The 25,742-nt window shown below is 34.8% G+C and carries 25 protein-coding genes and 1 riboswitch; of the genes, 14 read left to right on the top strand and 11 right to left on the bottom strand.

Annotation, left to right across the window (positions count from 1 at the left end):
* Positions 1-40 precede the first annotated feature (40 nt).
* Entirely contained in the window at positions 41-427 is a 387-nt protein-coding gene (locus HNS40_RS10515) for a PKD domain-containing protein (RefSeq protein WP_172280535.1), read from the top strand.
* 252 nt (positions 428-679) lie between these two features.
* Here HNS40_RS10515 and HNS40_RS10520 read toward each other — a convergent pair whose 3' ends face one another.
* The 3 genes from HNS40_RS10520 to HNS40_RS10530 form a co-directional block, all read right to left on the bottom strand.
* The gene (locus HNS40_RS10520; RefSeq protein WP_172280537.1) at positions 680-2,683 is read right to left on the bottom strand and encodes a hypothetical protein; all 2,004 of its coding nucleotides are present in this window, start codon (positions 2,681-2,683) and stop codon (positions 680-682) included.
* Positions 2,684-2,838: 155 nt separating this feature from the next.
* A complete protein-coding gene (locus tag HNS40_RS10525) occupies positions 2,839-4,023 on the bottom strand; it encodes a hypothetical protein (RefSeq protein ID WP_172280539.1) in 1,185 nt (394 codons plus the stop codon).
* A gap of 82 nt (positions 4,024-4,105) precedes the next feature.
* The gene (locus tag HNS40_RS10530; protein ID WP_172280541.1) at positions 4,106-4,993 is read right to left on the bottom strand and encodes a hypothetical protein; all 888 of its coding nucleotides are present in this window, start codon (positions 4,991-4,993) and stop codon (positions 4,106-4,108) included.
* 160 nt (positions 4,994-5,153) lie between these two features.
* Between HNS40_RS10530 and HNS40_RS10535 the strand changes: the two genes are divergently transcribed.
* Complete coding sequence (locus tag HNS40_RS10535) at positions 5,154-6,758, top strand: CTP synthase (protein ID WP_172280543.1); 1,605 nt, start codon at positions 5,154-5,156, stop codon at positions 6,756-6,758.
* A 77-nt stretch (positions 6,759-6,835) separates the two neighbouring features.
* Here HNS40_RS10535 and HNS40_RS10540 read toward each other — a convergent pair whose 3' ends face one another.
* Positions 6,836-8,035, bottom strand: coding sequence for a PAS domain-containing protein (locus HNS40_RS10540; protein WP_172280546.1), 1,200 nt, complete (start codon positions 8,033-8,035; stop codon positions 6,836-6,838).
* Between the two features lie 111 nt (positions 8,036-8,146).
* On the opposite strand from HNS40_RS10540, the gene HNS40_RS10545 reads away from it, so the two are divergent.
* Positions 8,147-8,635 (top strand): asparaginase domain-containing protein, encoded by a 489-nt coding sequence (locus HNS40_RS10545; RefSeq protein WP_172280548.1) that lies wholly within the window; start codon positions 8,147-8,149, stop codon positions 8,633-8,635.
* Positions 8,636-8,765: 130 nt separating this feature from the next.
* Here HNS40_RS10545 and HNS40_RS10550 read toward each other — a convergent pair whose 3' ends face one another.
* Together HNS40_RS10550 and HNS40_RS10555 are read right to left on the bottom strand one after the other, a co-directional pair.
* A complete protein-coding gene (locus HNS40_RS10550) occupies positions 8,766-8,981 on the bottom strand; it encodes a YwbE family protein (protein WP_216663691.1) in 216 nt (71 codons plus the stop codon).
* Between the two features lie 23 nt (positions 8,982-9,004).
* Complete coding sequence (locus HNS40_RS10555; RefSeq protein ID WP_172280550.1) at positions 9,005-9,940, bottom strand: alpha/beta hydrolase; 936 nt, start codon at positions 9,938-9,940, stop codon at positions 9,005-9,007.
* Between the two features lie 804 nt (positions 9,941-10,744).
* Between HNS40_RS10555 and HNS40_RS10560 the strand changes: the two genes are divergently transcribed.
* From HNS40_RS10560 to HNS40_RS10580, 5 genes are all read left to right on the top strand, one after another.
* A complete protein-coding gene (locus HNS40_RS10560) occupies positions 10,745-12,019 on the top strand; it encodes an O-acetylhomoserine aminocarboxypropyltransferase/cysteine synthase family protein (protein ID WP_172280552.1) in 1,275 nt (424 codons plus the stop codon).
* Positions 12,019-12,987, top strand: coding sequence for an alpha/beta fold hydrolase (locus tag HNS40_RS10565; protein ID WP_172280554.1), 969 nt, complete (start codon positions 12,019-12,021; stop codon positions 12,985-12,987). The genes HNS40_RS10560 and HNS40_RS10565 overlap by 1 nt, the downstream gene beginning before the upstream one ends.
* 95 nt (positions 12,988-13,082) lie before the next feature.
* On the top strand, positions 13,083-15,500 hold the full coding sequence (thrA, locus tag HNS40_RS10570) for a bifunctional aspartate kinase/homoserine dehydrogenase I (protein ID WP_172280556.1): 2,418 nt from the start codon (positions 13,083-13,085) through the stop codon (positions 15,498-15,500).
* 64 nt (positions 15,501-15,564) lie between these two features.
* Positions 15,565-15,816, top strand: coding sequence for a hypothetical protein (locus tag HNS40_RS10575; protein ID WP_172280558.1), 252 nt, complete (start codon positions 15,565-15,567; stop codon positions 15,814-15,816).
* The gene (locus HNS40_RS10580) at positions 15,813-16,103 is read left to right on the top strand and encodes a type II toxin-antitoxin system RelE/ParE family toxin (RefSeq protein WP_172280560.1); all 291 of its coding nucleotides are present in this window, start codon (positions 15,813-15,815) and stop codon (positions 16,101-16,103) included. Before HNS40_RS10575 ends, HNS40_RS10580 begins: the two co-directional genes overlap by 4 nt.
* Before the next feature lie 475 nt (positions 16,104-16,578).
* On the opposite strand, the gene HNS40_RS10585 is transcribed toward HNS40_RS10580, so the two are convergent.
* Positions 16,579-17,085, bottom strand: a complete 507-nt coding sequence (locus tag HNS40_RS10585) for a hypothetical protein (RefSeq protein WP_172280562.1) — start codon at positions 17,083-17,085, stop codon at positions 16,579-16,581.
* A 165-nt stretch (positions 17,086-17,250) separates the two neighbouring features.
* A riboswitch (FMN riboswitch) is annotated at positions 17,251-17,378 on the top strand.
* Positions 17,379-17,448: 70 nt separating this feature from the next.
* On the opposite strand from HNS40_RS10585, the gene ribD reads away from it, so the two are divergent.
* The 5 genes from ribD (at position 17,449) to HNS40_RS10610 (ending at position 21,949) form a co-directional block, all read left to right on the top strand.
* Positions 17,449-18,561 (top strand): bifunctional diaminohydroxyphosphoribosylaminopyrimidine deaminase/5-amino-6-(5-phosphoribosylamino)uracil reductase RibD, encoded by a 1,113-nt coding sequence (gene ribD, locus HNS40_RS10590; protein WP_172280564.1) that lies wholly within the window; start codon positions 17,449-17,451, stop codon positions 18,559-18,561.
* On the top strand, positions 18,561-19,223 hold the full coding sequence (locus tag HNS40_RS10595) for a riboflavin synthase (RefSeq protein ID WP_172280566.1): 663 nt from the start codon (positions 18,561-18,563) through the stop codon (positions 19,221-19,223). The genes ribD and HNS40_RS10595 overlap by 1 nt, the downstream gene beginning before the upstream one ends.
* Complete coding sequence (locus tag HNS40_RS10600) at positions 19,220-20,443, top strand: bifunctional 3,4-dihydroxy-2-butanone-4-phosphate synthase/GTP cyclohydrolase II (protein ID WP_216663692.1); 1,224 nt, start codon at positions 19,220-19,222, stop codon at positions 20,441-20,443. Before HNS40_RS10595 ends, HNS40_RS10600 begins: the two co-directional genes overlap by 4 nt.
* Before the next feature lie 83 nt (positions 20,444-20,526).
* Positions 20,527-20,988 carry a 6,7-dimethyl-8-ribityllumazine synthase gene (gene ribE / locus HNS40_RS10605; protein ID WP_172280568.1) on the top strand — a complete coding sequence of 154 codons (462 nt, stop codon included), beginning with the start codon at positions 20,527-20,529 and terminating at the stop codon, positions 20,986-20,988.
* A gap of 163 nt (positions 20,989-21,151) precedes the next feature.
* A complete protein-coding gene (locus HNS40_RS10610; protein ID WP_172280570.1) occupies positions 21,152-21,949 on the top strand; it encodes an alpha/beta fold hydrolase in 798 nt (265 codons plus the stop codon).
* Positions 21,950-22,032: 83 nt separating this feature from the next.
* On the opposite strand, the gene HNS40_RS10615 is transcribed toward HNS40_RS10610, so the two are convergent.
* The gene (locus HNS40_RS10615; RefSeq protein ID WP_172280572.1) at positions 22,033-22,245 is read right to left on the bottom strand and encodes a hypothetical protein; all 213 of its coding nucleotides are present in this window, start codon (positions 22,243-22,245) and stop codon (positions 22,033-22,035) included.
* A gap of 333 nt (positions 22,246-22,578) precedes the next feature.
* Between HNS40_RS10615 and HNS40_RS10620 the strand changes: the two genes are divergently transcribed.
* On the top strand, positions 22,579-23,178 hold the full coding sequence (locus HNS40_RS10620; protein ID WP_172280574.1) for a TlpA family protein disulfide reductase: 600 nt from the start codon (positions 22,579-22,581) through the stop codon (positions 23,176-23,178).
* Between the two features lie 73 nt (positions 23,179-23,251).
* Here HNS40_RS10620 and HNS40_RS10625 read toward each other — a convergent pair whose 3' ends face one another.
* The 3 genes from HNS40_RS10625 to HNS40_RS10635 all read right to left on the bottom strand — a co-directional run bounded on the left by HNS40_RS10625 (position 23,252) and on the right by HNS40_RS10635 (position 25,648).
* The gene (locus tag HNS40_RS10625; RefSeq protein WP_172280576.1) at positions 23,252-23,641 is read right to left on the bottom strand and encodes a hypothetical protein; all 390 of its coding nucleotides are present in this window, start codon (positions 23,639-23,641) and stop codon (positions 23,252-23,254) included.
* Between the two features lie 286 nt (positions 23,642-23,927).
* Positions 23,928-24,971 (bottom strand): 23S rRNA (adenine(2503)-C(2))-methyltransferase RlmN, encoded by a 1,044-nt coding sequence (rlmN, locus tag HNS40_RS10630; RefSeq protein ID WP_172280578.1) that lies wholly within the window; start codon positions 24,969-24,971, stop codon positions 23,928-23,930.
* Positions 24,971-25,648, bottom strand: coding sequence for a ferredoxin--NADP reductase (locus HNS40_RS10635; RefSeq protein WP_172280580.1), 678 nt, complete (start codon positions 25,646-25,648; stop codon positions 24,971-24,973). The genes rlmN and HNS40_RS10635 overlap by 1 nt, the downstream gene beginning before the upstream one ends.
* Positions 25,649-25,742 lie beyond the last annotated feature (94 nt).

Below are 25,742 nucleotides of genomic sequence, written 5' to 3' on the forward strand. Positions count from 1 at the left end.
AAAAAAAACGACTTATATTTGGCAGCTAAAAACTTTTACTATGTTAAAAAAATCCATAGGCTCAGCTCTTCTTACAATAATGTCACTTTTTATTTTCTATGCCTGTTCTAATACAGATAAAGAAATCGAAGTTCCTGCTGGTTTAAACGACCCCATTGCATCATTTTCCTATTCGGGTAATGATGGACCCGCCCCCGTCACGATTGTTTTCACCAACTCCTCTGAAACCATTATTGCAGATAGCGCAGAATACATTTGGACATTTGGTGAAAATGGTCAAACCTCCACTGAGAAAAATCCTATTGAGACCTTTTATAATGCCACTAATAATGCTAAAGTTATGTTGGTAACATTGGAAGTACGAGATTTAGTGAGTGACAGGTACCAGCGTCGTTCTCAAGCCATTACAATTTTACCTAGCAAATAATTGTTATCCCAAGATTATTTTGGCTATTTCATTTAGAAAGCATCCTACTTAACATAAAAAAAAAAAACACTTAATAACTACCTTGATTACAAGGTCTTGTGGTTGCATTACGCCCTTTTATTACAAACTTTAATACGGTCACAAACTAAAAATGCTTGCCTAAATAGAAATCCCAAGCATCTTCAATTCATTTCATTATTCATAAAAAGGGACAGACATTCCAAAAGAATATCTTAGGAAACAGAATTTCTGTTACCGCACTACCTTTAGCCAATTTCCAGCTTTAGTTTCCACCAGATGGGCATCGGGTAGTGCGAATTGCATGCGGACGTATTTTAGGAAGGCTCTTGCAACCTGCTCGTTTTCAAACCTCCCAATGGTGTACCTGTAATCATCCCGATACGTCCACTCTGTAATTTTCTCTTTAGCTACCCAATTTTGAAGCTGTCGTAAGGGTATTGGATAGCCTGGAGATACTGCAATTTCAATGCGGTAAACAGAAATATTATCATAATTAGAAACCACTTCGAAGCTAGGCTTCTTGGGTTCTTTTATATCTTTTTCAGAATCTTTTTTCTTTTTGGTATTTAGTGGCCTTATGCTTTTTTTCTGGTAAGGTGATAATTTAGCCATCTTGGTTTCACCAGTCTCATCTTGGTAAGTAGTTATACTTCTTGATGGTTGTTCGGCAGGAACAGAACGTTCACCATTTTCAAATTCAACAATAAAAGCCTCTCTAATAAGGTGCTTGTTTCTTACCAGCAATAAAGCCTTCTCAGCTTCTTTAATACTGCCCAAATTATATATACTATAACGCCACCAGCCAGCAGATTCATAGGTATACACTTTTCTTTCTATCTGATGCTTTTTCAAAAACTCGTTTACTCTATTACTGGGTTTCCTACAAGCCAATATCTGAATTCTATAGGTTTTATCTCCAGTAGACTCCTCCAATTTATCTGTAACATTAATCGGTGCAATATAATCAGGGTCTGCGCTTTCAGCTTTAGGTTCAACTGATCTCTGGTCTATGGGTAAATCATTATAATCGACTCCTGAAGAAATTTGAACATATTGCGCATTTTTAATGGAAAACATCTTTCCGGCCTGATTCATCACTTCTCCTTCAATAAAGAAAGGATAAGTGCCATCTTCTCTTTCAGATATGTTGATTTCTATAGGAATGTTTAAGGTATCTTTATTCATAGGAAGATAGAAATCGAAGTCATAATTATATCCGATTCTTGTATAGGTCACCTCTTTCACCTTGGGTGCAACAGGATAGAAACCAGAAGGTAATGACATTCTAAAATATCCATTCCCTGTAATTCCACGTTTCTTAATGCTCACTAAAACTTGAAGTTTTTTATGATTGGCTTGACTTGGAACCCAAAATTCTACCCGATATGGATTAGTTGACATTACTATTTTCTCAGACTCCGCAGCTTCCTTTTGAAACATTTCCTTTTTAGTTATCCTATCTACTTCTGGATCCTGAAACGGATCAAGACTCATATAATCCAATAACTCAATTTCATTAGATTTCTTCTTATTCATTAATGGTACATTTCGAATAGCCGATTGTAGCATAAAATGGTAATTAATTCCAATGCCTGTATACCAATAATAATCAAATTCGATTCCTCCTGGTTTGGCATCTAAGAAATCGGAGCCTGAAATAGATAAAGAGGAATGAGCATCAACAGAAAAATTCTTATTGAGATAATACCGCATATATAAGCCTACTGGTATCACCACTGAAGTTTCATATTTCTTGGTTCCCCATTGGAGGAGATTGATGGTATCTTGAGTTGCGTAATTATAGAGAATGCTTTGCCATCGGATTCCTCCAACTCCTAATTCAGCCCAAACAGAGAGTTTATTGAGCCTTGCCCTTCTATTAAAGAGCTCAAAAATATTCACTTGCAAGTTCAGTGTAGCAACTTGAGTCTTGGCATCAAAAGTTCTAATTAGAGCATTGGTTTTCTTTGTTCCAGACAGTTTAGATAGGTTAACATCTAATTTTAATGAGGTTTTAGGAGAAAACTGTTTTCCTAAGTTAAAACCATAGCCAAAAGTAAGTTCGTTATATTTAAAGTTTGGAAGGTATTCTGTATATTTAATATCCCCAAAAAAGATATTAACACCACCTTTAGCTCCAATAAACCAAGCATTCTCATTGAGTTCTGCTTTTCGTTTTTTTTGGGCATAAACATAGTTAGTCATCCCAATAAGGATGACCAATATCATAGCCATATGGTGCCGATTCAGCTTCATATAATTCTGGGATACGGAATTTTACAGGTACACCTTCCCCAGTTTTCTTCTTTTAATAACCAATTTTATACGTAGAACATGAGTATAAAGTTGTATTTTTTATATTTATTTCTCAATAACAAAAGCTAAATAGCTTATATATCTTTTAGCTTTCCCTTACAAAGCTTCTTGATATGCTTAATAGCTTCCTCATCAGACAAACCTAACTTTTTCGATTTATTCATATCACGACAAGCATTTTCCTTGTCCTCCATAAAATATTTCGAAACTCCTCTATTATAGTAAATCCTAACCCAAGCAGGTTTTTGGGTAGGATCGGTTGGTTCAAATAAAATGGCTTTATCAAAAGCCCGCACTGCCATTGGGTAATTCTCCAACTCATGTTGAGTATTTCCTAAATAAGCATACAGCATCATAAATCTATTTTCGGGCTCCAATTGAACAGCTCCATTGAAATCGCTCAAAGCACCTTCAAAATTTCCTCTATTATATCGAAGAACTCCTCTCTTATAAAAATCCACAAAATTTTCAGGTTTATCAATATTAAAATCTGGAATAATTACTTCAACAGAACTAAAAAACTCTACGAAATCCTGATAAGGAACTTCATAATATGATTTATCAAATAGCTTGTCTTTATTTTCTTCTAATAAATACTTTTGATATAGACTCTTCTTATTCAACAACTTAATGAGTTTAAAACGATAATACTTCTTCCCATTCGTAATCACAGGCATGAGATTAAGAATAGCTGTAAACTGAGCCTTACTATTTAATTCCCTAGTTCTTAATATATTATATGATATTTTAGTATCTAATTCTTTTTTATCAAAATTGACTAAGTTATCGTAAGCAAATACTTCAAGGTTCACAGCATAAGGGTCATTAAAGTTTGCTTTAAGAGGAAGGATTTTATCAAGTTTTTTGGCATTAAACACAAAGTATTCTGCATTTTTTGTCTTTTTAAACCCCTGTTCCAGATCTGGAAAAGTATAATACCCTCCTGTATAATAGCGAATGAGAACAACAAACTGCTCATCTCCAACCAAAACCTCTTTAATCAATAACTCTTGAAAATTACTCTTTCCCAACTTGTCCATCGGACTAGGATTCCTATTTCTTTCACTATTTCCTAGTAATATCTTTCCTTGAGTAGAATTCCATAATCCATTGTCTTGTAATACCCAGCCTAAAGCATTTTTTAGCTCACCTTTCGTTTCGCTAAGTATAGGCAAATTGGATTGACTCCTTTGAACACTTTGCCCAAAAAGAGTCAAATGACTAAAAATAATAACTATGATAAATCCTATTCTATACATTTTTAAGCAATTTTATCTAAATATAATAAAAAATCAGCAATGCACAATCATCCTTAAAACGAAATTCAAAGCATTAAAATCATTACATAAAGAATCCAGTGAAGTTAAACCTAATATATGGCGCCCAATGCAAGCCCCAATCACTATAGTGCTCTAAACTGATATAACTATAATAAAACTGAGAAAGTATATCAGCAGAAATACCATCAGCAAATTTTATTTGTAAGCCAGGGGTAGCATAAGCCCCATAACCTATTCCACCTTGTCTAAAATTATACTGCTGCACATTTCCTCCTGGCACATAATCACCAGGTCCTTTATATTTAATATCTAAGACTAAGCTATAAATCTCAATTTTATTCATAACCACAGTGGTATTATTCAAATTGAAACCCACTTCAAATATAAAATTCATACGTTCATGTATTGGAAAGCTATTGACTAATCCAATATCTATATTCACTCTTTCTTCTTGTCCTGCTATATTTCCAAGTACATATTGATCTTCTTTGTTACTTGGTGGAATATCACCATCATTATAAATCACAAATTGGTCTTTGGTTACTAACCTTGAATAATTCATAGAAGCTGAAATAGCCATTTTCCTATTCAGCCAATATCGACCAGTTAAACCAGCATAAATCGCTGGCTGATATGTCATGTTCTGAGGATATTCAGTATGATATAATCCTTCTTCCAAAGGATAGCGATAACCATTCTGTTCGAGAACATCATTAATCATATTCAAGTAGTTAATATTATTAATGATTTTATCTGCACTATTCATTCCATCTTCGTTACCAGCCCCATTATAAAAATTGGCTGTATTATTATTTCCAAAATAAGCTCCTATGTTTAAACCAGCTTCAAATCCACTGTATTCATCATCTAAAGTTTCTGAAGTAACTTGAGCTAGCAAACCCGTATATAAAAAACAGATTAATAGAAGGCTTGTATATATTCTAATCATGGAAAAAGGTTTTTAATTGCTACAAATATAAGGAAGCCTGCAAGAATATCACATAATTAATTACCACTGTGAATAAATAATAAAGAAATCCTGAATTTTTATGGATCTTCAATCATTTTATTCGTTTCTTTGCACACTTATTTATTACAAATAGGTAAGGATGTCAACAAAAACAAAATTTATCTTCGTAACAGGAGGTGTTACGTCTTCATTAGGAAAAGGAATCATTTCTGCTTCCTTAGCTAAACTACTACAAGCCAGAGGTTATAAAGTAGGAATTCAAAAATTCGACCCCTATATCAATATAGATCCAGGAACTTTAAACCCATACGAACATGGCGAATGTTTTGTAACGGATGATGGTGCAGAAACAGATCTTGACCTAGGTCATTATGAACGTTTTCTTAATGAACCCACCAGTCAGGCAAATAATGTAACTACTGGAAGAATATATCAAACAGTTATTAACAAAGAACGCAAAGGTGATTATTTGGGAAGTACTGTGCAGGTGATTCCTCATATTACCGATGAGATCAAATATCGTGTAAAGTTACTTGGAAAGAAAAACAACTATGATTTTGTAATTACTGAAATTGGTGGTACTGTTGGTGACATAGAATCTTTACCTTATATTGAATCTGTGAGACAGATGAAATGGGAATTAGGTAAGGATTGCCTTGTGGTTCATTTAACTTTGGTTCCTTATTTAGCAGCTGCGGGAGAATTGAAAACCAAACCCACTCAGCACTCTGTAAAAATGCTTTTAGAACAAGGAGTTCAACCGGATGTCATTGTCTGTAGAACTGAACATCCCTTAAATGATAATATTAGAGATAAAATAGCTCGCTTTTGTAATGTAAGGTCTTCTAGTGTTATTGAATCTATTGATGCTGATAGCATTTATGATGTTCCGATATTGATGAGACAAGAAAAACTAGATACAGAGGTTCTAAAGCTTACTCATACCCCTGTAGAAAACGATCTCGACATCCAAGACTGGGAAGAATTCCTTTCAAAACTAAAAAATCCTAAATCTAAAATCACCATTGGCTTAGTTGGTAAGTATGTTGAATTGCAAGATGCCTATAAATCTATTCTTGAATCAATAGTACACGCTGGAGCTCATAGTGAAATTAAAGTAAAGGTAAAGATGATTCATAGCGAAAATGTGAATCGCGATAATGCCAATGAAGTTTTAAAAGGTTTAAATGGTATTTTAGTAGCTCCAGGATTTGGAGAGAGAGGAATAGCAGGGAAAATTGAAGCTGTGAAATTTGCCAGAGAAAATAAAATTCCTTTCTTAGGTATTTGTTTGGGGATGCAATGTGCGGTTATTGAATTTGCGAGAAACGTGCTCAATTATCCTGATGCTCATTCCACTGAATTCAATTCTAGAACAAGTTACCCTGTTATTGACATGATGGAAAACCAAAAAAAGATTTCAGGACTTGGTGGAACCATGAGATTAGGTTCTTATCCTTGCGAAATTAAAGCTGAAACCATTGCTGAAACTACTTATGGTAGTAAAAACATAAAGGAACGTCATAGACATCGTTTTGAATTTAACAATGCCTATCTTGAAAGATTCGAAACGGCTGGCATGTCAGCAACTGGAGTAAATACCAAAGATGATTTAGTAGAAATTGTTGAAATAAAAGACCATCCTTATTTTATGGGCGTTCAGTTTCATCCAGAATATAAAAGTACTGTGGCTAAACCACATCCTGTTTTCCTGAGTTTTGTAAAAGCTGCAAATAAGAAATAGGATATCCTTTGATATAAAAAAATGCGCTTCCATATTCATTTGTGAGCGCATTTTTTTATTTTTAAATTCATTCATTCCTACTCCCAATCCAATAATCGCTTGTCACCTTCGAGTTTTACAATCTCACTTATTTCTTGAGAAACCTCTACTACCCCTCTAAAAACACTGTCTTCATCACGAACTGCAAAATATTGGATGAGCACAAAATGAGGCCCCATGTGTATCCAAAAGCTGGCTTGGTCTTTCTCTCCTATTCTAAAAGCCTCCACAATTTTCTCTACCACATGAACTGAATCTGGAGGATGGCAATTACTCACATCACGCCCAAGTATAGCATTGGTTCTAGGAAAAATACGATGTTTCGGAGTCGAATAGTATTGTACCTTATTATGCTCGTCCACATAGGTAATGTCCACTGGTAAATGATTAAATACCATTTTAATTTGGTCTGGTCTCATGGCACCACTTCCCAATTGTACCAATCCACTTATCATATCTGATGCCTCCGATTCTTCTTGTTTACTGTTAAAATCTGGTTTCACGAAGGGAAATTCCAAATCTTTAGACTGACTCAATAATCCATCTACTTTTTCCGTAGAAATAGTATCCAATATATGAGGGAATAATATCTTCTCGTCTCTAAATTTAATAGCCGTTATTCTAAAACTAACATCTCCAATCAAGCGATTAATTCTTGATAAATCAATTACCCCCTTAGCTTCAAGAATAGAAATGACTTCTTTAATGTCTCTTTTTATATCATCATGAAAAGCCCACATCAGTTGAGAACATCTGAAGTCTGGCCACTCTTTCTCCAAAACTGGAAAAACTACATTTTCTTTAATGGTATATATTTTAGTGAAAGCTAATAACTCTTTATAAATGGATAATAATTCTTGAACAGACTCCTCCCAGTTTTTCGAATTAAGTTTCTTGATGAGCTGCGAAGTATCCTCCAATAAACTAATGGCCTTGATATTATTTTGCTCCAAATACCAAAGGATATCTCCTTTTTTAACGGGAGTAGATGGAAAATCGTTAATTGGCTGATAAACTAAATTAAGCAGCTTGTTAATCGCTGTCTTCAAAGCTTCTAGCTCTATTTTCTCTTGCATTAAAGCATCAACAGCAGCAATGATATCAGAAGGCATCAGCTTTTGAATTCCCTCCAAATATTGCTTGTATAAGTCCCCTACGTTCTCCTTCTTCAGGATGGCTTTAGTAAGTTGGACGAGCATTTTCACCCTATTTTGTTTGTGATGTGTGAATTCAGACATGATTATGATTTTTCACAAATATAAGGAAAGATAGTTTTATTTATTAATGCCTATGGGGAATATATACTTCTGTGATTTCTTCTATCTTTGATGAATAATCGAAAAGAAATTATGAATATTGCTTTTATACAAACCGGTGGTACCATTGACAAAGATTATCCTCATTCCATAAAAGGATGGGCTTTTGAAATTGGAAGCCCTGCATTTATCGAGATTCTTAAAAATGCACAACATCAGCATGAGATTAGCTTTTATGAATTTTGCAAAAAAGACAGCATGGAATTGACTCTTGAAGACAGATCTGCTCTTAAGGAAAAATGCATAGCTCTTCAAGAAAAAGCCATCATCATTACCCATGGTTCTGATACTTTAATTGAAACCGCCCAAGTTTTAAGTTCTATATCAAACAAAACTATCATCCTTACGGCTGCCATGCTGCCAGAAAAATTTAAGGATTCCGATGCTGCATTCAATTTAGGAATGGCCGTGGCTGGCGTTCAAAGTTTAGAACCTGGATTATATATTGCCATTCATGGGTATTTAGCTCATTGGAATTCATTTGAGCGAGATATGGAAACAGGAAAGTATTTACTAATATAGGGTAATCATCCATTAATAAGTCGAAATCTTCTATTAAGAGTACTCAATAGAACACTAACTTCATTTTGGTTCATATAACTAGAGAATTAATATTGTGCATATATTATTGAGTTTATAATTAAAAAGATATCTAATCTTCTAATAAGATGTATTTCACTCGTCCCACCTCTCCTGTCTCCAACATCACTTTTATGCCATGGGGATGATTTGGTGAATTGGTCAAAATCTTTTTCACAACACCTTCGGTGAGTTCTCCGCTCCTCTGATCTTGCTTTTGTACGATTTCTACATCTGCACCGATTGCTATATTTTTTCTATTTTTTCCGTCTATTCTTTCTATTTCCATCTCAGTAATTTTCAGCAAATGTACTATTTATTCTTTGTTCCCATGATAAATTCAAGAGGTGTTGTCAATCGTTTTTTCCAGGAGTTTTCCGAATGCTCTTCCCCTTCAAACTTGAGTGTTATCCAATTCTCTTTAGTATATCCTTTTGCTTTCATCACCTCATCCATTCCTTTTTGCGGAAGTTCATAAAGAGCATCTAAAGTCTCCGTTCCATAGTCAAAATAAATAAGGTGAGAGGAGGCTTCCGGAAGGTTTTCTTGCATATAATTTTGGAATGCATTGGGTACTGGATTATTCTCCATTTGGAAAATCCCAGGCCAATGAGTCGACAAGCAAGCCGCTCCAGCAAATACATCAGGATACTCACAAATGGCATACATCGATATTAAACCTCCCATACTAGAACCAGCAACAAAAGTGTTTTCTTTTTCTATGTTGACAGAATAATGAGCATCTATATAAGGTTTAACTTCTTCCACGAGAAATTTCAAATAATTATCGGACTGCACAGCTTTTGAAAACAAGGGATGTCCTTCATATCTTTCAACTCCCATTAATGAGTCTCTAAAATTTTCCGGAAGTGACTCAAATGGCTTTTGTGGAAAGAAATCGCTATGTCTATCATTGGCATCATTAAATATCCCAACAACGATACATGGCTTAATTTTTCCTTCAGAAATTAATTCTGAAATGCACTCATCAACTCCCCACTCCTGCTTATTCCAAGTGGTATTGGCATCAAAAAGCATTTGCCCATCATGCATATATAGAACATTATATTTAGACTCCTCAGAATATCCTTCTGGAAGCCAAACATCTATATTTCTGTCATTTACATATTGAGATTTAAAATTCTCAATCCTTTCAATTTTCCCTGAGCTAACTTGAGGAAGATTTGTTTGTGCATTTGACACTATTATTCCAGTCAATAGTAAAAAAATAATTATTGTTTTTTTCATAAGTCATTTTTGAATGAGTAAAATTACAAAATACACTCTATCAAAAATATAAACTTATTCTTTTGTCAATATTTCTTTACTTCTGAAGTATAAAATCCTGTTAACAGTAAAAAATATCTTGCTCGAATAAAAAAACCTCCTATATTTGCCCCCAGAAATGAATAATCAAAATACAAATATGTCCATGATGATGCGTATGCAAAGCAACGTAAAGGGACGAATTGTATAAAAAACATAAAACAGATATACAAAGACGCCCTTGCCAAACAGCAGGGGCTTTTTTTATGATTTAAATTTACAAGAGATGAAAATAATAATGGCAAATACAATGATGATGAACATGTTTATGATGATGTATATGATGATGCAACACATGCTCCGGTATTGCCTAAAATGACAAATAAAAAGAATCTCTTTTAAGTCCCTTTGGTAATATCGAAACCAAAGGGACTTTTTTTGTAGCTGTAAAGAAGCTTTATCTTTTCGTTGGATTCGAATGAAATCTTAGTCATTTACCTTAGTAAACTCCTGAAATTTCATTCTTCAATCGCCTCAACCTAAAGCTTCTTCAATCACTACAAAAGTTCTCAAAATTTGAATATGGATTTTCTCTACTCCCTTTAGGTCGTAACGATGCTGTTCGCCACGATAAATGTAGCGATAATGATAGTATCGCCATTAATCGAAGCGTCAGCTGTCGGAGCAAATAGAGAAAATAATAAAATTAAATAAATACAAATAAATATGGCAGACTTTGTGTCATAGTGTGGCCAACAAACAAGAAATATAAAAAAATAAATAATAATGGGAAATTTAAAAATAGCAAGCAAAGCTTTACATGCAGGACACGATACCAATTTAACTCAAGGAACCAGAGCTGTTCCTATTTATCAAACCACTTCTTATGTATTTAGAGATACAGAACATGCTTCCAATCTCTTTGAACTAAAAGAGCCAGGATATATTTATACCCGACTTAACAACCCAACCAACGATGTACTAGAACAAAGACTGGCACAAATAGAAGGTGGCATTGGAGCTGCGGTTTTTGCTTCTGGAACAGCCGCCATCTCTACTTGTCTGCTCACCTTACTACAAACTGGCGACCATATTGTTTCTTCAAGCAGTCTTTATGGTGGAACCTATAATCTTCTCAATGTGACCCTCCCCCGTTTTGGTATTACTACCCAATTTGTAAATCCAGATCAAATAGAAAATTTTGAGGAGGCTATTCAAGAAAACACCAAAGCTATATTTATTGAATCTCTCGGCAATCCGAAACTCGATGTTTTAGATATTGAAGCCATAGCGAAAGTGGCACAAGCACATCAGATTCCATTAATTGTAGACAATACAGTAGCTTCTCCTAGCCTATTAAACCCCATAAAACATGGAGCAAACTTAGTGATTCACTCCCTCACCAAATATATAGCTGGACAAGGAAATTCACTAGGCGGCATTGTGATTGATGCCGGAACTTTCGATTGGGCCAGTGGGAAATTCCCAGAGTTTACGGAGCCTTCCAAAGGATATCATGGTTTAATTTATGCTGAAGTACTTGGCGAGGCCGCATTTATCACCAAATTAAGAATAGAAGGATTGAGAGATTATGGTGGAGCTTTAAGTCCATTGAGTGCTTTCCAAATCATTCAAGGATTGGAAACCTTAGAAGTCAGAATTAAACAACATTCTAAAAATGCATTAGAATTGGCTGAGTGGTTAGAAAGCTTAGAGGAAGTAGCTTGGGTGAATTATCCTGGATTAAAGAATAATAAATACTATCCCTTAGCCCAAAAATATCTTCCCAAAGGTCAAAGCGGAATTGTCACTTTCGGATTAAAAGGAGGATTTGAAGCCGCTAGAAAATTCACCGACAGCACTCAACTTTTCTCACTTCTAGCCAATATTGGCGATACTAAATCATTAATCATTCACCCTGCCAGCACCACGCATCAACAGTTAACCGAAGAGCAACAAGAATCAACTGGTGTCACAAAAGATTTAATTCGATTGTCAGTTGGTTTAGAAGATATTGTAGATTTGAAAGCAGATATTGAACAAGCCATAAAGAAAATCTAATGAGACCCGAATTAATCAGCTATAAAATTAAAGATTTCACCACCTCAAGCGGGGTTCTTCTCAATGAGTTGAACCTCACTTATGAGGTTTTTGGAAAACCTTTACATACTGCACCAATAGTAGTAATTAATCACGCATTGACTGGAAACTCTGATGTTTTAAGTGAAGAAAAAGGCTGGTGGAAAACCATCATTGGAGAAAATAAACTCATTGATACAAACAAATACACCATTCTAGCTTTTAATATCCCTGGAAATGCCTACGATGATTTAATTATAGAAAACTATAAAGATTTCTCAACTCGAGATATTGCAAGCTTGTTTTTAGAAGCCATTGATGGTTTAAAGATAGAGAAGCTTTTTGCAGTCATCGGAGGCTCTTTAGGAGGTGGAATCGCTTGGGAAATGGCAGTGTTAAAACCAAAACTCATTGAAAACTTAATCCCCGTGGCTTGTCATTGGCAAAGCTCCGATTGGATTATTGGGTTTAATGAAGTGCAAATGCAAATTTTAGAATTCACTGATAAGCCTTTAGAAATTGCTAGAATGATGGCCATGTTATTTTATAGAACACCGGCCAGTTTAGAGTCTAAATTCAACAGAAGCCAAACTGCAGATGGAAAATTATTCAATATTGAATCTTGGCTTCGGCATCATGGAAATAAATTAAATGGCCGCTTTGAGGTTTCTGCCTATCGCTTAATGACTCATTTATTAACCACGCTTGATATCACCAGTCATCATGAGACTTTTGAGGAGGCTGTTAAAGAAATCGAGTCCAATATTATTCAAGTAGCTGTAGACACAGATTGGTTGTTTGTGAAGGATGAGACCATCGAGACCAAAAACAAGATGGACAAGTTGGAGATTAAAAACGAATACCATGAAATAAAATCCATACATGGCCACGATGCTTTCTTAATTGAATTTGAACAACTTGAAAGTTTCTTGAAACCCATATTCAAATAGAATCATCCTTCACTAGAATTTTACAAGTCAATAATTCACAACAAACTTTGTGCAACTCTGTGTCTTAGTGCCTCTGTGGTAAATAAAATAAAAATATGAAAATAATAAAATTCGGAGGGAAATCCCTCTCCAACGGAACCGGAATAAACGCTGTAATCAGCATCATAGAAAATAAAATTAATAATAATGAGAAGTTTGTTGTTATAGTTTCTGCTAGAGGAAATGCCACAAATGAACTAGAAAACATATTAGAACTAGCCAGACAAGGAAAGGAATATAAAACGCAGTGGCAAGCATTTAAAAGTTACCAAATTTCACCTGCTCCTGCTATAGATTTCAGCAAAGAATTCCAGCTATTAGAAAAAATATTCGAAGGCGTTCAATTATTAGAGGAAGTGAGTTTAAAAATAAAAGACCTCGTATTAGCCCAAGGGGAATTACTCGCTGCCAAAATGATATCGAAGCTTCTGAATGACAAAGGAATTAAGGCAAAAAACATTGATAGCAGAAAAATTATTGTCACTGATGAGCAATATGGAAATGCAGTTGTCTTAGAAGAAGAATCAAAAAAAAGATGTCAAACTTTCATCGATGAATTAGAAGAAAACACCTTGGCTATTCTTACTGGTTTCATTGCCAATAATGAACAAGGTTCTACCACCACTTTGGGAAGAAATGGTAGCAACTATTCAGCTGCATTATTTGCCAATTTCCTAAATGCAGAAGAATTACAAAATTATACCCATGTAGATGGAATATACACTGCCAATCCTGATTTAGTAGAAGAGGCAAGAATTATTGATCAAATCAGCTTTCAAGAAGCCAATGAATTGGCCAGTTTTGGAGCTTCCATTTTACATGCCAAAACCATTATTCCACTTATTGAGAAAAACATTCCCCTTAGAATCCTCAACACTTTTAATTCTGAAAGCAAAGGAACACTCATCTGTAGGAATGGTCAGAAAAAAGGTGTAAAATCCATTTCTGTAAAATCAGGAGTGAGTCTGATTAATTTGGAAGGAAAAGGCTTATTGGGGAAAATAGGTGTAGATGCAAGAATATTCAACACTTTAGGAAGAGAAAATATTAATATAGGTGTCATTTCCCAAGGAAGTTCAGAAAGAGGAATTGGATTTGTGGTAAATAGTAAAGATGACGACAGAGCAGTAAAATCTCTCCGTAAAGAATTTTCAAATGATTTTTCCAATAAAGATGTGAGCAATATCACTACCATTAATGATGTATCGGTGGTTAGTATTGTGGGTCAAAATTTACAAGGCTTTTCAAAACCCTATCAATCTTTGGTGAAAAATAATATTGAAATTCTATTGATTAATAATAATATTTCGGGGAATAATATCAGCTTATTAATCGATAACCAGCAGGTTCACAAAGCCATCAACATTATTCATTCTCAGATATTTGGGGTAGCTAAGAATATAAATATCGCTATTTTTGGAAAAGGAACAGTGGGCGGAAGTTTAATTGAACAGATTTTAAAAAGCCAAGAACAAATCTTAAGGAGAAAAGAAACTCGTCTAAATATTTTCGCGGTTGCCGGAAGTAAAAACCTTCTTCTCCAAAAAGAGGGCATTGGAAATAATTGGAAATCTGAATTTAAGAATGCTAAGCAAACAAAAGATTCTATCAAAGAAGTTATTGCCTTTGCTGAACAACATCATTTAGAGAATTTAATAGCCATTGATAATACTGCTTCTAGCGAATTTATCAAAAGCTATCCCCTCTTGATTGAGAATGGATTCGATTTGGTTTCCTCCAATAAAATAGCCAATACTGTAGGTTTTGATTTCTATAAATCATTAAGGAAAGAATTGAAGACTCATAACAAACAATATTTATACGAAACCAATGTGGGCGCAGGTTTACCGCTCATCGATACCATCAAACTATTACACGATTCCGGAGAGAATATCACCAGAATTAAAGGCGTATTTTCAGGCTCACTGAGTTATATTTTTAATGCTTTTTCTGAATCTGAAGAAAGCTTCTCAAGCATTGTGAAACAAGCCATGGAAAAAGGATTTACAGAACCTGACCCAAGAGAAGATTTATGTGGAAACGATGTGGCTCGTAAATTACTCATTTTGGCTCGTGAACTCGATTTGGAAAATGAACTAGACGAAGTTCAAATTAGAAACCTCATTCCTGAAAACTTAAGAGGAGGCCAAGTGGATAACTTCCTCCAAAGAATTGAAGAATTAGACCATCCTTTTGAATTACTAAAAGAAGCACAAGAAAAAGACCATGTTCTCAGGTATGTGGGCGATTTACATGGCGACCTTCAACAAAGCAAAGGTGAGTTGGATGTGAGTTTGGTAAGTGTCCCAAAAAACAGCGCTTTAGGCCAATTGAGCGGAAGTAATTCCATCTTCGAAATCTATACCGAAAGCTATGGGGAGAACCCAATTGTGATCCAAGGAGCCGGTGCTGGTGCGGCAGTAACTGCCCGTGGTGTATTTGGTGATTTGTTGAGGATTGCTGAGAAGAGGTAGACTTAATGACAAAATAAATATTCAGTATCTTTGCTCTTTAATTATGATTATAAAAATCTGAAATATGAACTCAAAGACTTCTGAATTAAAAGAAATATTACATCAACTAGTTACTAATACTAATGATGAAGGTATTTTGAGTCAGGTTCAAGCCTATTTTTCAGCTTTGCAAAAAAAGCCAATCGATTGGTGGGACTATTTAAGTGAAAATGATAAATCAACAATTGAATTAGGATTATCTCAATTGGAGAATAATGAAGGTCATTCTCATGAAATTATTCAATCAAAAGTTGACCATTTATTGGGCAGAAAATGAGACCACCTCATATCATATGGTCTCCAGTTGCAGAAGATTCATATTTAAAAACTATTGAATATATTCTAGCAAAATGGTCTCTTAGGGAAGCTGAAAAATTTGAATCTAAAGTTAACCATCTATTAAATAAATTGATGGTTCATCAAAAACTTTGTCCTGAATCAATAAGTTTCAATGGCTTAAGAAAATGCGTAATAAGCAGTCAGACTTCTTTAATTTATAGAGTTCATAAAAACTCCATTGAATTGATTGCGTTTATTGACAATAGAAGTAATCAAACGATTTAATTATCTGAATCTGATTCTGTAGCTTGGCATATTTTTTTTGTGATACTTTTATAGAGGTCATCGAGGCTCTGTCCATTCTAATGATTACCTTTTTTAGCTATTGTCTTTTAATTACAAACAAAAGGTGCAGAGCACCGAAACATCTATAGAAATTTGAATGCAATGATAATTTCAAAGTCACCAGATAAGTCTCAGCAATTTGCTAACAGAGCAGCGACGACAACAGAAATCCCTAAAATACCTAAATTGTTTCGCTACTCTGTAGCTTGATACCAAATTTTCTTATTTCTTTTATAGAGGTAGACGGGTCTCTGCCCCTTGTTAATGATTGTTCTAAATTAGCTCATTATCTTTCAATTACAAACAAAAGGTGCAGAGCACCGAAACATCTATAGAAATAAGAACATCGTGAATATTTCAAAATCGCCAGATATACCTATGTAACATAGCAATAGAACAGCAATAATATCAGAAATTAATCATCAAATGGATTTACATCAATAGCCTCAAAATATACCTTTGTTTCTGTTGAAAGCTTTGGAACCTTAGCCCAATAAACAAAAGGTATTGAAATGATACCAGAGCCTGCACACTGATTTTCCATAGAGTATTTCACATACATTTTAACTTCATCTTTTTGTGTATTCCTACATACCCATGCCATTGTATTAATGCCTTGGCCAGAACCTCCCCCTCCCATGCCTAAAAGAGTGTGTTTTTCAAAATCTACCTCTATTGGCTTATGCTCTGACATTAAAGAATCATATTGAGTTTGTCTCCTTATGACTATTGGAGAATTATTAAAGTCAAAACCAGTAATAGATCCTTCAATTATTTCAGCAACTGTCCATTCATTATAACCATTATCACAGAAAGGTTGGCCAAGTGATTTAGTATTACATTTACCACAGCTAAAAAACAAAGAAGAGATACAAAGAATAAATAGAATTAGTTTGATTGTGTTTCTATAGATTGATATCATTCGAATCTGATTTTGGTTAATGATAACCAAAGATATAACCTTTTTGCTATTGCTATAAATCGATTGGCTATTTAAACCCATTCCAAAATACCAACATTAAATAGCTATTTTGCATTTGTTAACATCCATATCCATAAAAATGAGATACTTTTGCAACGTAATAAAAAAATTCTTCAGGGCAGGGTGTAATTCCCGACCGGCGGTGATAGTCCGCGACTCATGACGATAATCGTCACGATTGATTTGGTGAAATTCCAATACCGACAGTAAAGTCTGGATGATAGAAGAAGATTTACAGATGAATAGCCTATTTTGGCTTTTCTTTGCACTGCCCTGTCGACCAAAAATACGAGGGCTTTTTTTATGTCAAAGAAATCAGCAAACTTTAGCAAGTTTGACCAAAAAATGATGAAACGCTGCCTTGAGCTCGCTGCACAAGGAAGTGGTTTTACAGCTCCTAATCCTATGGTAGGTGCAGTTATCACAAAAGATGATGAAATCATCTCAGAAGGTTTTCATGAGTATTATGGTGGGCCTCACGCCGAAATTAGAGCTATTGAAAATGCTAGCCAAGACTTAAAAGGAGCACATTTATATGTGAACCTAGAACCCTGCTCCCATCAAGGCAAAACCCCTCCTTGCTCCCTTGCACTTGTCAAACAAGGATTTTCTAAAGTATTTATTGCCAATATCGACCCCAACCCTTTAGTGTCTGGAAAAGGAATTAAAATATTAAAGAAAGCTGGCATTGAAGTGGTAACTGGCTTATTGGAAAAAGAGGGATTAAAACTGAATGAAAAATTCTTCCATTTTATCCAATATAAAACTCCATTCATCGCCCTTAAAACGGCTACTAGTTTAGACGGTAAAATTGCCACTTATAGTGGGGAGAGTCAATGGATTACCAGTGCTGAAAGCAGAAAAGTAGTTCATCAATTGAGACAAGATTATACAGCCATTTTAGTAGGAATAAATACCGTATTAAAAGACGATCCCGCCCTTACAGTAAGATTAGACAAAGAAGTAAAAAACCCTATTAAAGTAGTGGTGGACACCACTTTAAAAACCCCTCATGGATTTAAAATACTCGATGACAAAGCTCCTTTGATTATTGCAACTACTCGTATGGCAAGCCAAGCTCGTATAGCTGAATTTGAAGAATACAAAAACGTTCAAGTTTGGGTTTGTCCATTAAAAGATGGAGTAGTAAACTTGGAGTACTTACTCGAAAAACTAGGAGAAGAAGGTATTGATAGTTTGATAGTTGAAGGTGGTGGCTCTATCAACTTCAGTGTTTTACAACATCACCTTCCTCAAAAAATATATGCATTTATCGCTCCCAAAATTATAGGAGGAATGAATTCGAAATCATCTTTTACAGGTAAAGGAATCAAACATTTAGGCGATGTTCCAGAATTAAAAGAGGTTCATTATAAAACTATTGGAAACGATTTATTAATGGAGGGCTATTTTTAATGTTTACAGGATTAATAGAAGAAGTAGGAGAAATAAGTAGCATCAGAGCTGGCCAAAATTCTTATCAATTTACCATTAAAGCCAATAAAGTTTTAGAGGATGTAAAAATTGGAGATAGTGTCTGTACCAATGGAGCATGTCTTACAGTTACAGCCATCACATCTCAAAGATTTACCGTCGACATAATGTCTGAAACGGTTGAAAAAACCAATTTCTCGGAATTAAAAATCGGTTCAAAAGTAAATCTAGAAAGAGCCTTAAGGCTATCCGATAGGTTAGGAGGTCACTTGGTTTCAGGACATATAGATGGCATTGGAAAAGTAAAAGCCATTCATAAAGATGATATTGCTTGGCGGATTCATATTAGTACTACAGCCTTTATTCTTCATCAAATGCTAGATAAAGGCTCCATTGCTATCGATGGAATCTCTCTAACTATTATAAAAGTGGAAGACGATTCTTTTGAAGTTTCCATTATTCCACACACCGCACAAGAAACTACCCTTTTAGGAAAAAACATAAACGATACTGTCAACCTGGAAACAGATATGATAGGAAAATATGTGCAGAGGTTTTTATCTCCAAGCACAGCACAAACCAAAAACCAACCAAAGAAATCATTCGATATGGATTTCTTAGCTAAAAATGGATTTTTATCATGAACAAGATATTCAACACCATAGAGGAAGCTATTGCCGACATAAAAATGGGCAAAATGGTCATTGTAGTCGATGACGAGCAGCGAGAGAACGAAGGTGATTTAATTATGGCCGCAGAAATGGTCAGCCCCGAAGCTATCAATTTTATGGCCAAAGAAGCTGGCGGATTAATTTGTACACCTATGACCGGAGAAAGGCTACAAGCCTTGAAACTTGGTAAGATGGTGGAAAACAATACTGATTCCCATCAGACAGCTTTTACAGTAAGTGTTGATGCCATGGAAACTACCACAGGTATCAGTGCCCACGAAAGAGCTCATACCATTCAGCAATTAATTAATTCTGAGGCTTTTGCCGAGGATTTCAAAAGACCTGGTCATATTTTTCCTCTGGAAGCAAAATCTGGTGGAGTCATACAAAGAGCAGGCCATACCGAAGCAGCTGTTGACTTAGCAAGACTAGCTGGTCTTTATCCTGCTGGTGTCATTTGCGAAATCATGAACGAAGATGGTAGTATGGCTCGAGTTCCTGATTTGGAAATTTACAAGAAGAAACATGACTTAAAATTAATCACCATTGCTGCCCTCATTGAATATCGTCGTCGGCACGAAAGCTCTGTGGAGAAAATCACAAGCGTAGAGCTCCCCAATAAATGGGGTGATTTTATCGCTCACGGATTTCTAAGTAAGAATAATGGTGAAGAACATATTGCAGTTAGTTCAAAAGATTTTAATCCTGAAAAGGCTGTGTTAGTGCGAGTGCATTCTGAATGTTTAACAGGTGATGTTTTCGGAAGTCATCGATGTGATTGTGGTGAACAAAGAGACGAGTCTATGAAACGTATTGCTGCTGACTCCAATGGTGTTCTCATTTATTTAAGACAAGAAGGACGAGGAATTGGGCTCAATAATAAATTAAAAGCTTATAAACTTCAAGAAGCGGGAATGGATACCGTAGAAGCCAATGAAGCTTTAGGTTTTGCTCCAGATTTAAGAGATTATAAAGCCGCTGCAGACATGCTTAGAGAATTAAGGGTAAAAAAGGTTCGTTTACTTACCAATAACCCAGATAAAGTTCATTCTCTGGAAAACTATGGAATCGAAGTAGTAGAACGCGTTCATATTGAAGCTAATCACCATGAAAGAAATGCTTTTTACATGGCAACAAAGGCTAGTAAGATGGGACATGTTCTTAGAAATTTGGATGTGAAAGTGAAAAGTTAATAGTGAAAAACTAAAAGTTATTAGTTTCTAGCTACCAGCCATTTGCAAAAGCTAATTAAAAAAAAAATAAATACATATACAAAATGAAAATAATAGAAGGTAAATTAACAGCTGGAAATAACCGATTTGGTATTATTGTAGGTCGTTTCAATGAGTTTATAGGTGGCAAATTATTAGAAGGAGCGATTGATGCGCTAAAAAGACACGATGTCAATGAGGAGAATGTTGAAATTGCATGGGCTCCTGGTGCTTTTGAGATTCCATTGGTAGCACAAAAAATGGCACAAACTGGTCGATTCGATGCCATTATCTGCTTGGGTGCTGTCATCCGTGGTTCAACCCCTCACTTTGATTTTGTTTCTTCTGAAGTTTCTAAAGGTATAGCTTCTGTTTCTATGGCAGAAGGATTACCAGTTATCTTTGGTGTTCTTACTACAGATAGTATTGAACAAGCTATTGAAAGAGCAGGAACAAAGGCTGGGAACAAAGGCTTTGAAGCAGCTATGGGAGCCATTGAGATGGTTAACTTATTGAATGAAATATAAACATTTAAAGAAGCTTTATCTAGTCAACGCTATAAAACGCAAGCTTCGGTTTGCGTTTTTTTTAATTTAAGAATGTTCAAATATTCGAAGATAGGATTGAAAACTTCAAATTGCTATCCTACAATGACAATGAAAAACCTTATTTTTACACAAAATTTATTGCATGCAAAAACAAATTATATTTCAAAATAAAAATATCAATTATCAAATTGAAGGTCAGGGAGAATGCATCGTATTATTACACGGATTTATGGAAGACCTTGGCATGTGGAATTACCACTCCGAGGAACTTTCGAAGAATTATCAAGTTCTTTGCATCGACTTACCAGGGCATGGTGAAACAGGAATATGGAGCAAAAGTCATGGAATGGACTTTATGGCCGAAATAGTAGAACAAGTTTTACTTGCCGAAACCATTGAAAAATGTATCATGGTGGGACACAGCATGGGTGGATATACCACACTAGCTTTCGCTGAAAAGTATCCACAGCGCTTGAATGGTTTTGGATTATTCCATAGCCACAGTATGGCGGATTCTGATGAAGCTAAAAAAAATAGAGAGCGGACTATAGAAATAGTAAAGCAAGAAAAAATGAGCTTCATCAATCAATTTATTCCTTCTCTTTTTGCGGAAAATAATCAGTTAATGTTTAAAAAGGAGATTGAGAATCAAATTGAAATGGCTAATGCCATGAATCCCAAAGGAATAATAGCAGCTCTAGCAGGTATGAAAGAGAGAACAATGCGTTTGGATGTAATAGCATTTTCAAAAGTTCCTGTATTGTTTATTCTAGGTAAGAAAGACAGTAGAATTGCTATTGATCATGCATTGGCTCAAGCTTCAATAGCTCCTTTAGCACAAATTACTATTTTAGGGAACTCTGGACATATGGGATGGCTAGAAGAAAAAAGCAAAACTACAACCGCCATCAAAGGTTTTTGTGAATTTTGCTTCAGTTAATTTCTTGTTTTAAGTAAAGACCCTAAGGGTCATTCTATTATGCCCCTTATAATATACTTATTATTATAAAAACATATACAATACTACATCGTAAACTTACTTTTTGTTTTATCCCAACGAATATACACAGCGTCTGGATGTTTACCAATAAACTGTAAATATTGTTCTGCAATTGCTGGATTAACTTCTAAGTATTTTTGATAAGTGGTATATTTCCCCTTATGGATAGTCATGATTTTCTTACCACGTTCTGTATAATCCTTCCCTTGGAAAAGTTTGCCAAATAATTTACTCATATTCTTTGTGTTTTGGTGTAATGTGTATTCAATTTGTGTGTGTCAAATTTATTAAAAAAGATATCTTTCAGAAAACTAAATCGTTTTAAATTTTCTGAGTTATGCACAAGACATGTTGATAAATAAAAAGTTGGCTATTTTCAAATATTTCACAACTCACTAAGTGCCATACACATAAATGCATAACCATAATGAAATTGAATAGAAACAAACAAAATGGCATAGAATTAACGAACCAATTCTCATTCTATTGTTTATAATTTCATTTTCCTCTAAAAAATTTTCAAAACGGAATAGAGAAGAATAATACTACTTTTGCAAAAAAACCTAATCATGAATTTTTTGCAAAAATACTGGGTCAAACAAAAGAAGAAATCTTGGTGGGCTTGGGTGTCTGATATATTCTTTATTCTTTTATTCGCAGGCCTTTTAATTCCTGCTACTCGAACTCCCATCATGGTATTCATTAAAGAATTAACCAATTTTGCACCTTCAGTTTCAGCTGACGATCAGTATGGTGAATTATCACCTATTGATTATCAATGGACCTTATTAAATGGTGATAATCAAAAAATCCAACTAAAAGAATTATCAGACAAACCCATTCTTATTAATTTCTGGGCAACTTGGTGTCCACCTTGTATTGCTGAAATGCCTTCTTTTGAGAGATTGCAAAATGATTATGGCGACAAAGTATATTTTCTATTTATCAGTAATGAAAACCAAAGTATTACAAGAAATTTTTTAAAAGACAAGAATTGGGATTTAAAATCTTACCGCCCACTAGATCAAGAACCTAGTCAACTTTCTAGCACAAGTCTTCCAACCACCTATATTATAAATAAAGAAGGTATCATCGTTGTGAAAGAAACTGGAAATAAAAAATGGGACAGCCAAAAAGTAAGGGATTTACTTGATGAACTTATAAAGTAACACCCCAAATTGATGGAGGCCAAAAGCCAAAACCCAATATCAAATTTCGACTTCTTACCCCTAAATGATATCATCAATCGTTATACTGCGAACAAGATTCACTTAAAGAAAGTGAGGAGCTAGCTGAATTCCCAGTTATACTAATAGAAATACTTCCATTTGTGGTAGTAGCATCTGCTGTAAGCGCTATAGTACTTCCAGCTTCTCCTGAAGCACTTAGGGTCCATGGAAGTGTAGGATTAGTGAGTATTTGTTCTGATCCTGCAATAGAATAAGTGATTTTAGTACAATTAGCATCCCCAGTTTTAACAACAGTGAAGACCAGTGCCATATCCGTATCGAGGGTATCACTCTTTATAAGGTTGCATGTTTTTGTTTCTGGGTCATCGTCTTTTTTGCAAGAGTTAGTTAATAAAGCAAAGCCGATAAGGAGAATGCTCAATAGTAAAATATTCTTTTTCATTATTTAAAAGTTTAATGTGTTGCATAGTAAAGTTAAGGAAAAATATAGCTCTCACTCCTTATTATCCATATTTTCTTTGAACGAATAAACACACTTCTCAAAAGAAATTTCATTCATATAGCAAGACTCTGATTACGAACATGATCATAAACGCAATGTTTCGCTTCGTCAAAAAAACTAGAAAATAGAATTACCTAAATACAGCAAAAACTACTGAAATAATAAGAGTTAAGCCAAATAAAGTGATCAATTAGGAGCAATATATAGAATGATATTCCATAAAAGGTTAAAAATCCTCCTCTTCCTTTCGTTTCACTAATTCTTTGGTAGAAAGAAGTCCACAAGCCGCAAAAATGTCTTGTCCACGAGAAGCTCTAATGGTAGTCATGATGCCTTTTTTCTTAAGGTCTGCTTGGAATTTGAGGATGGTTTCATCATCGGAACCCAATAGAGGAGTTCCTGGAATGGGATGAAATCTTATTAGATTGATTCGAGATTTAATACCATTTAGAATTCTGGCCAATTGGTCAACTTGAGTTTTTCCATCGTTGAAATCTTTGAACATGATATACTCAAAACTCACTCGTCTTTGCCCACCAAACTCAAAATTACTAATCACTTCCAATAATTTCGGTAGATTATATACATTTTCTATGGGCATAATCTTTTTACGTTCCTCTTCAAAAGGAGAATGCAGACTAATAGCCAAATGCGCTTCTGATTTCTCCAAGAAAGTTTTCATTGCAGGAATGATACCAATGGTAGAAACGGTAATTCTCCTTGGACTCCAAGCCATTCCATAATCAGCAGTAAGAATCTCAATACTTCTCAAAACATTATCTAGATTATCAAAAGGCTCTCCCATTCCCATATATACCACATTGGTCAATTGGTCGAATTCTGGAAGACTATAAATTTGATTCAAGATTTCGCCAGTTGATAAGTTAGCTTGGAAACCTTGTTTTCCCGTCATACAGAATAAACAGCCCATTTTACAGCCTACTTGAGAAGAAACACAAAGTGTTGCACGGTCTCTATCTGGAATAAAAGCAGCCTCAATAAAATGGCTACCTCTTACATGAAAAAGATATTTCTTAGTTCCGTCAACTGATTTTTGTACAGTTCCATGCTCCACTCTTTCCAATTGATATTTCTCATCTAATAAAGCCTTGGCCTTTTTAGAGATATTATGCATATCCTCAAATGTTCGAGCATTATTTTTATACATCCACTCTGCTAATTGAGTTCCAATAAACTTTGCCAAACCTAAGCCTACAACCAGTTCTTGTAATTCTTTTTTCGTTTTACCGAATATATTTTCTTTTACCATTAAAAGTATATTTCTGCTATGATTTTATCGTAATCTACTCCCCTATCTATCAATATATCTCGAACTTGCACCACCATTTCAGAGCTACCACAAATGAAGAATGTTCTATCTAATTCCAGCTCTTCAGTTTTTAAGTATTCTGTAAGTCTTCCACTATAAAAGCCTTCCTTCTCCATGGTAGAACTACAAGGAATATATTTCAATGAATCATCCTTAATAAACAATGAATCAAAGTAAAAGGATTTTTCAGCTCTCCCACCATGTATCAGAGTCTTCTGAGGAGCTAAACCACTTTTTTGCATAGATACAAATGGAGCAATTCCTGTTCCTACAGCTATCCAATAATCAGCTCCTTTACTACCATAAAAGGCCCCAAAAGGCTGGCTAACTAATATGGTGCCGCCTATTTTAACTTCAGCCAAACGAGGTGTTAAAAAACCATCAGGTTTTACCTTAAACAAAATAGCTACCTCTTCATTTTTAGGTTCACTCGCAATACTATAAAGCCTAGGAGGCTCATCTTTTTGTAATGAAATAGCCACCACCTGCCCTGGTTTAAAATCGAAAAACCGTTTGAAATAATAGACAAAAGCATTCTCACCTAAATCATCTATTCTGGTCACTTTTGCTTTGAATAATTCTATTTCACCTAAGCTATGTTTATCTGCGTAATGCATAAATTAAATTTGTGCAAAGGTAGCATTCCCATGAAATCTAATTTGAAGCAATGGTTCTTAAAGTTTTTATTTTTTGTTAAAATTATTTTTAATT

Source organism: Lentimicrobium sp. S6 (assembly GCF_013166635.1).
Lineage (GTDB): Bacteria > Bacteroidota > Bacteroidia > Bacteroidales > UBA12170 > UBA12170.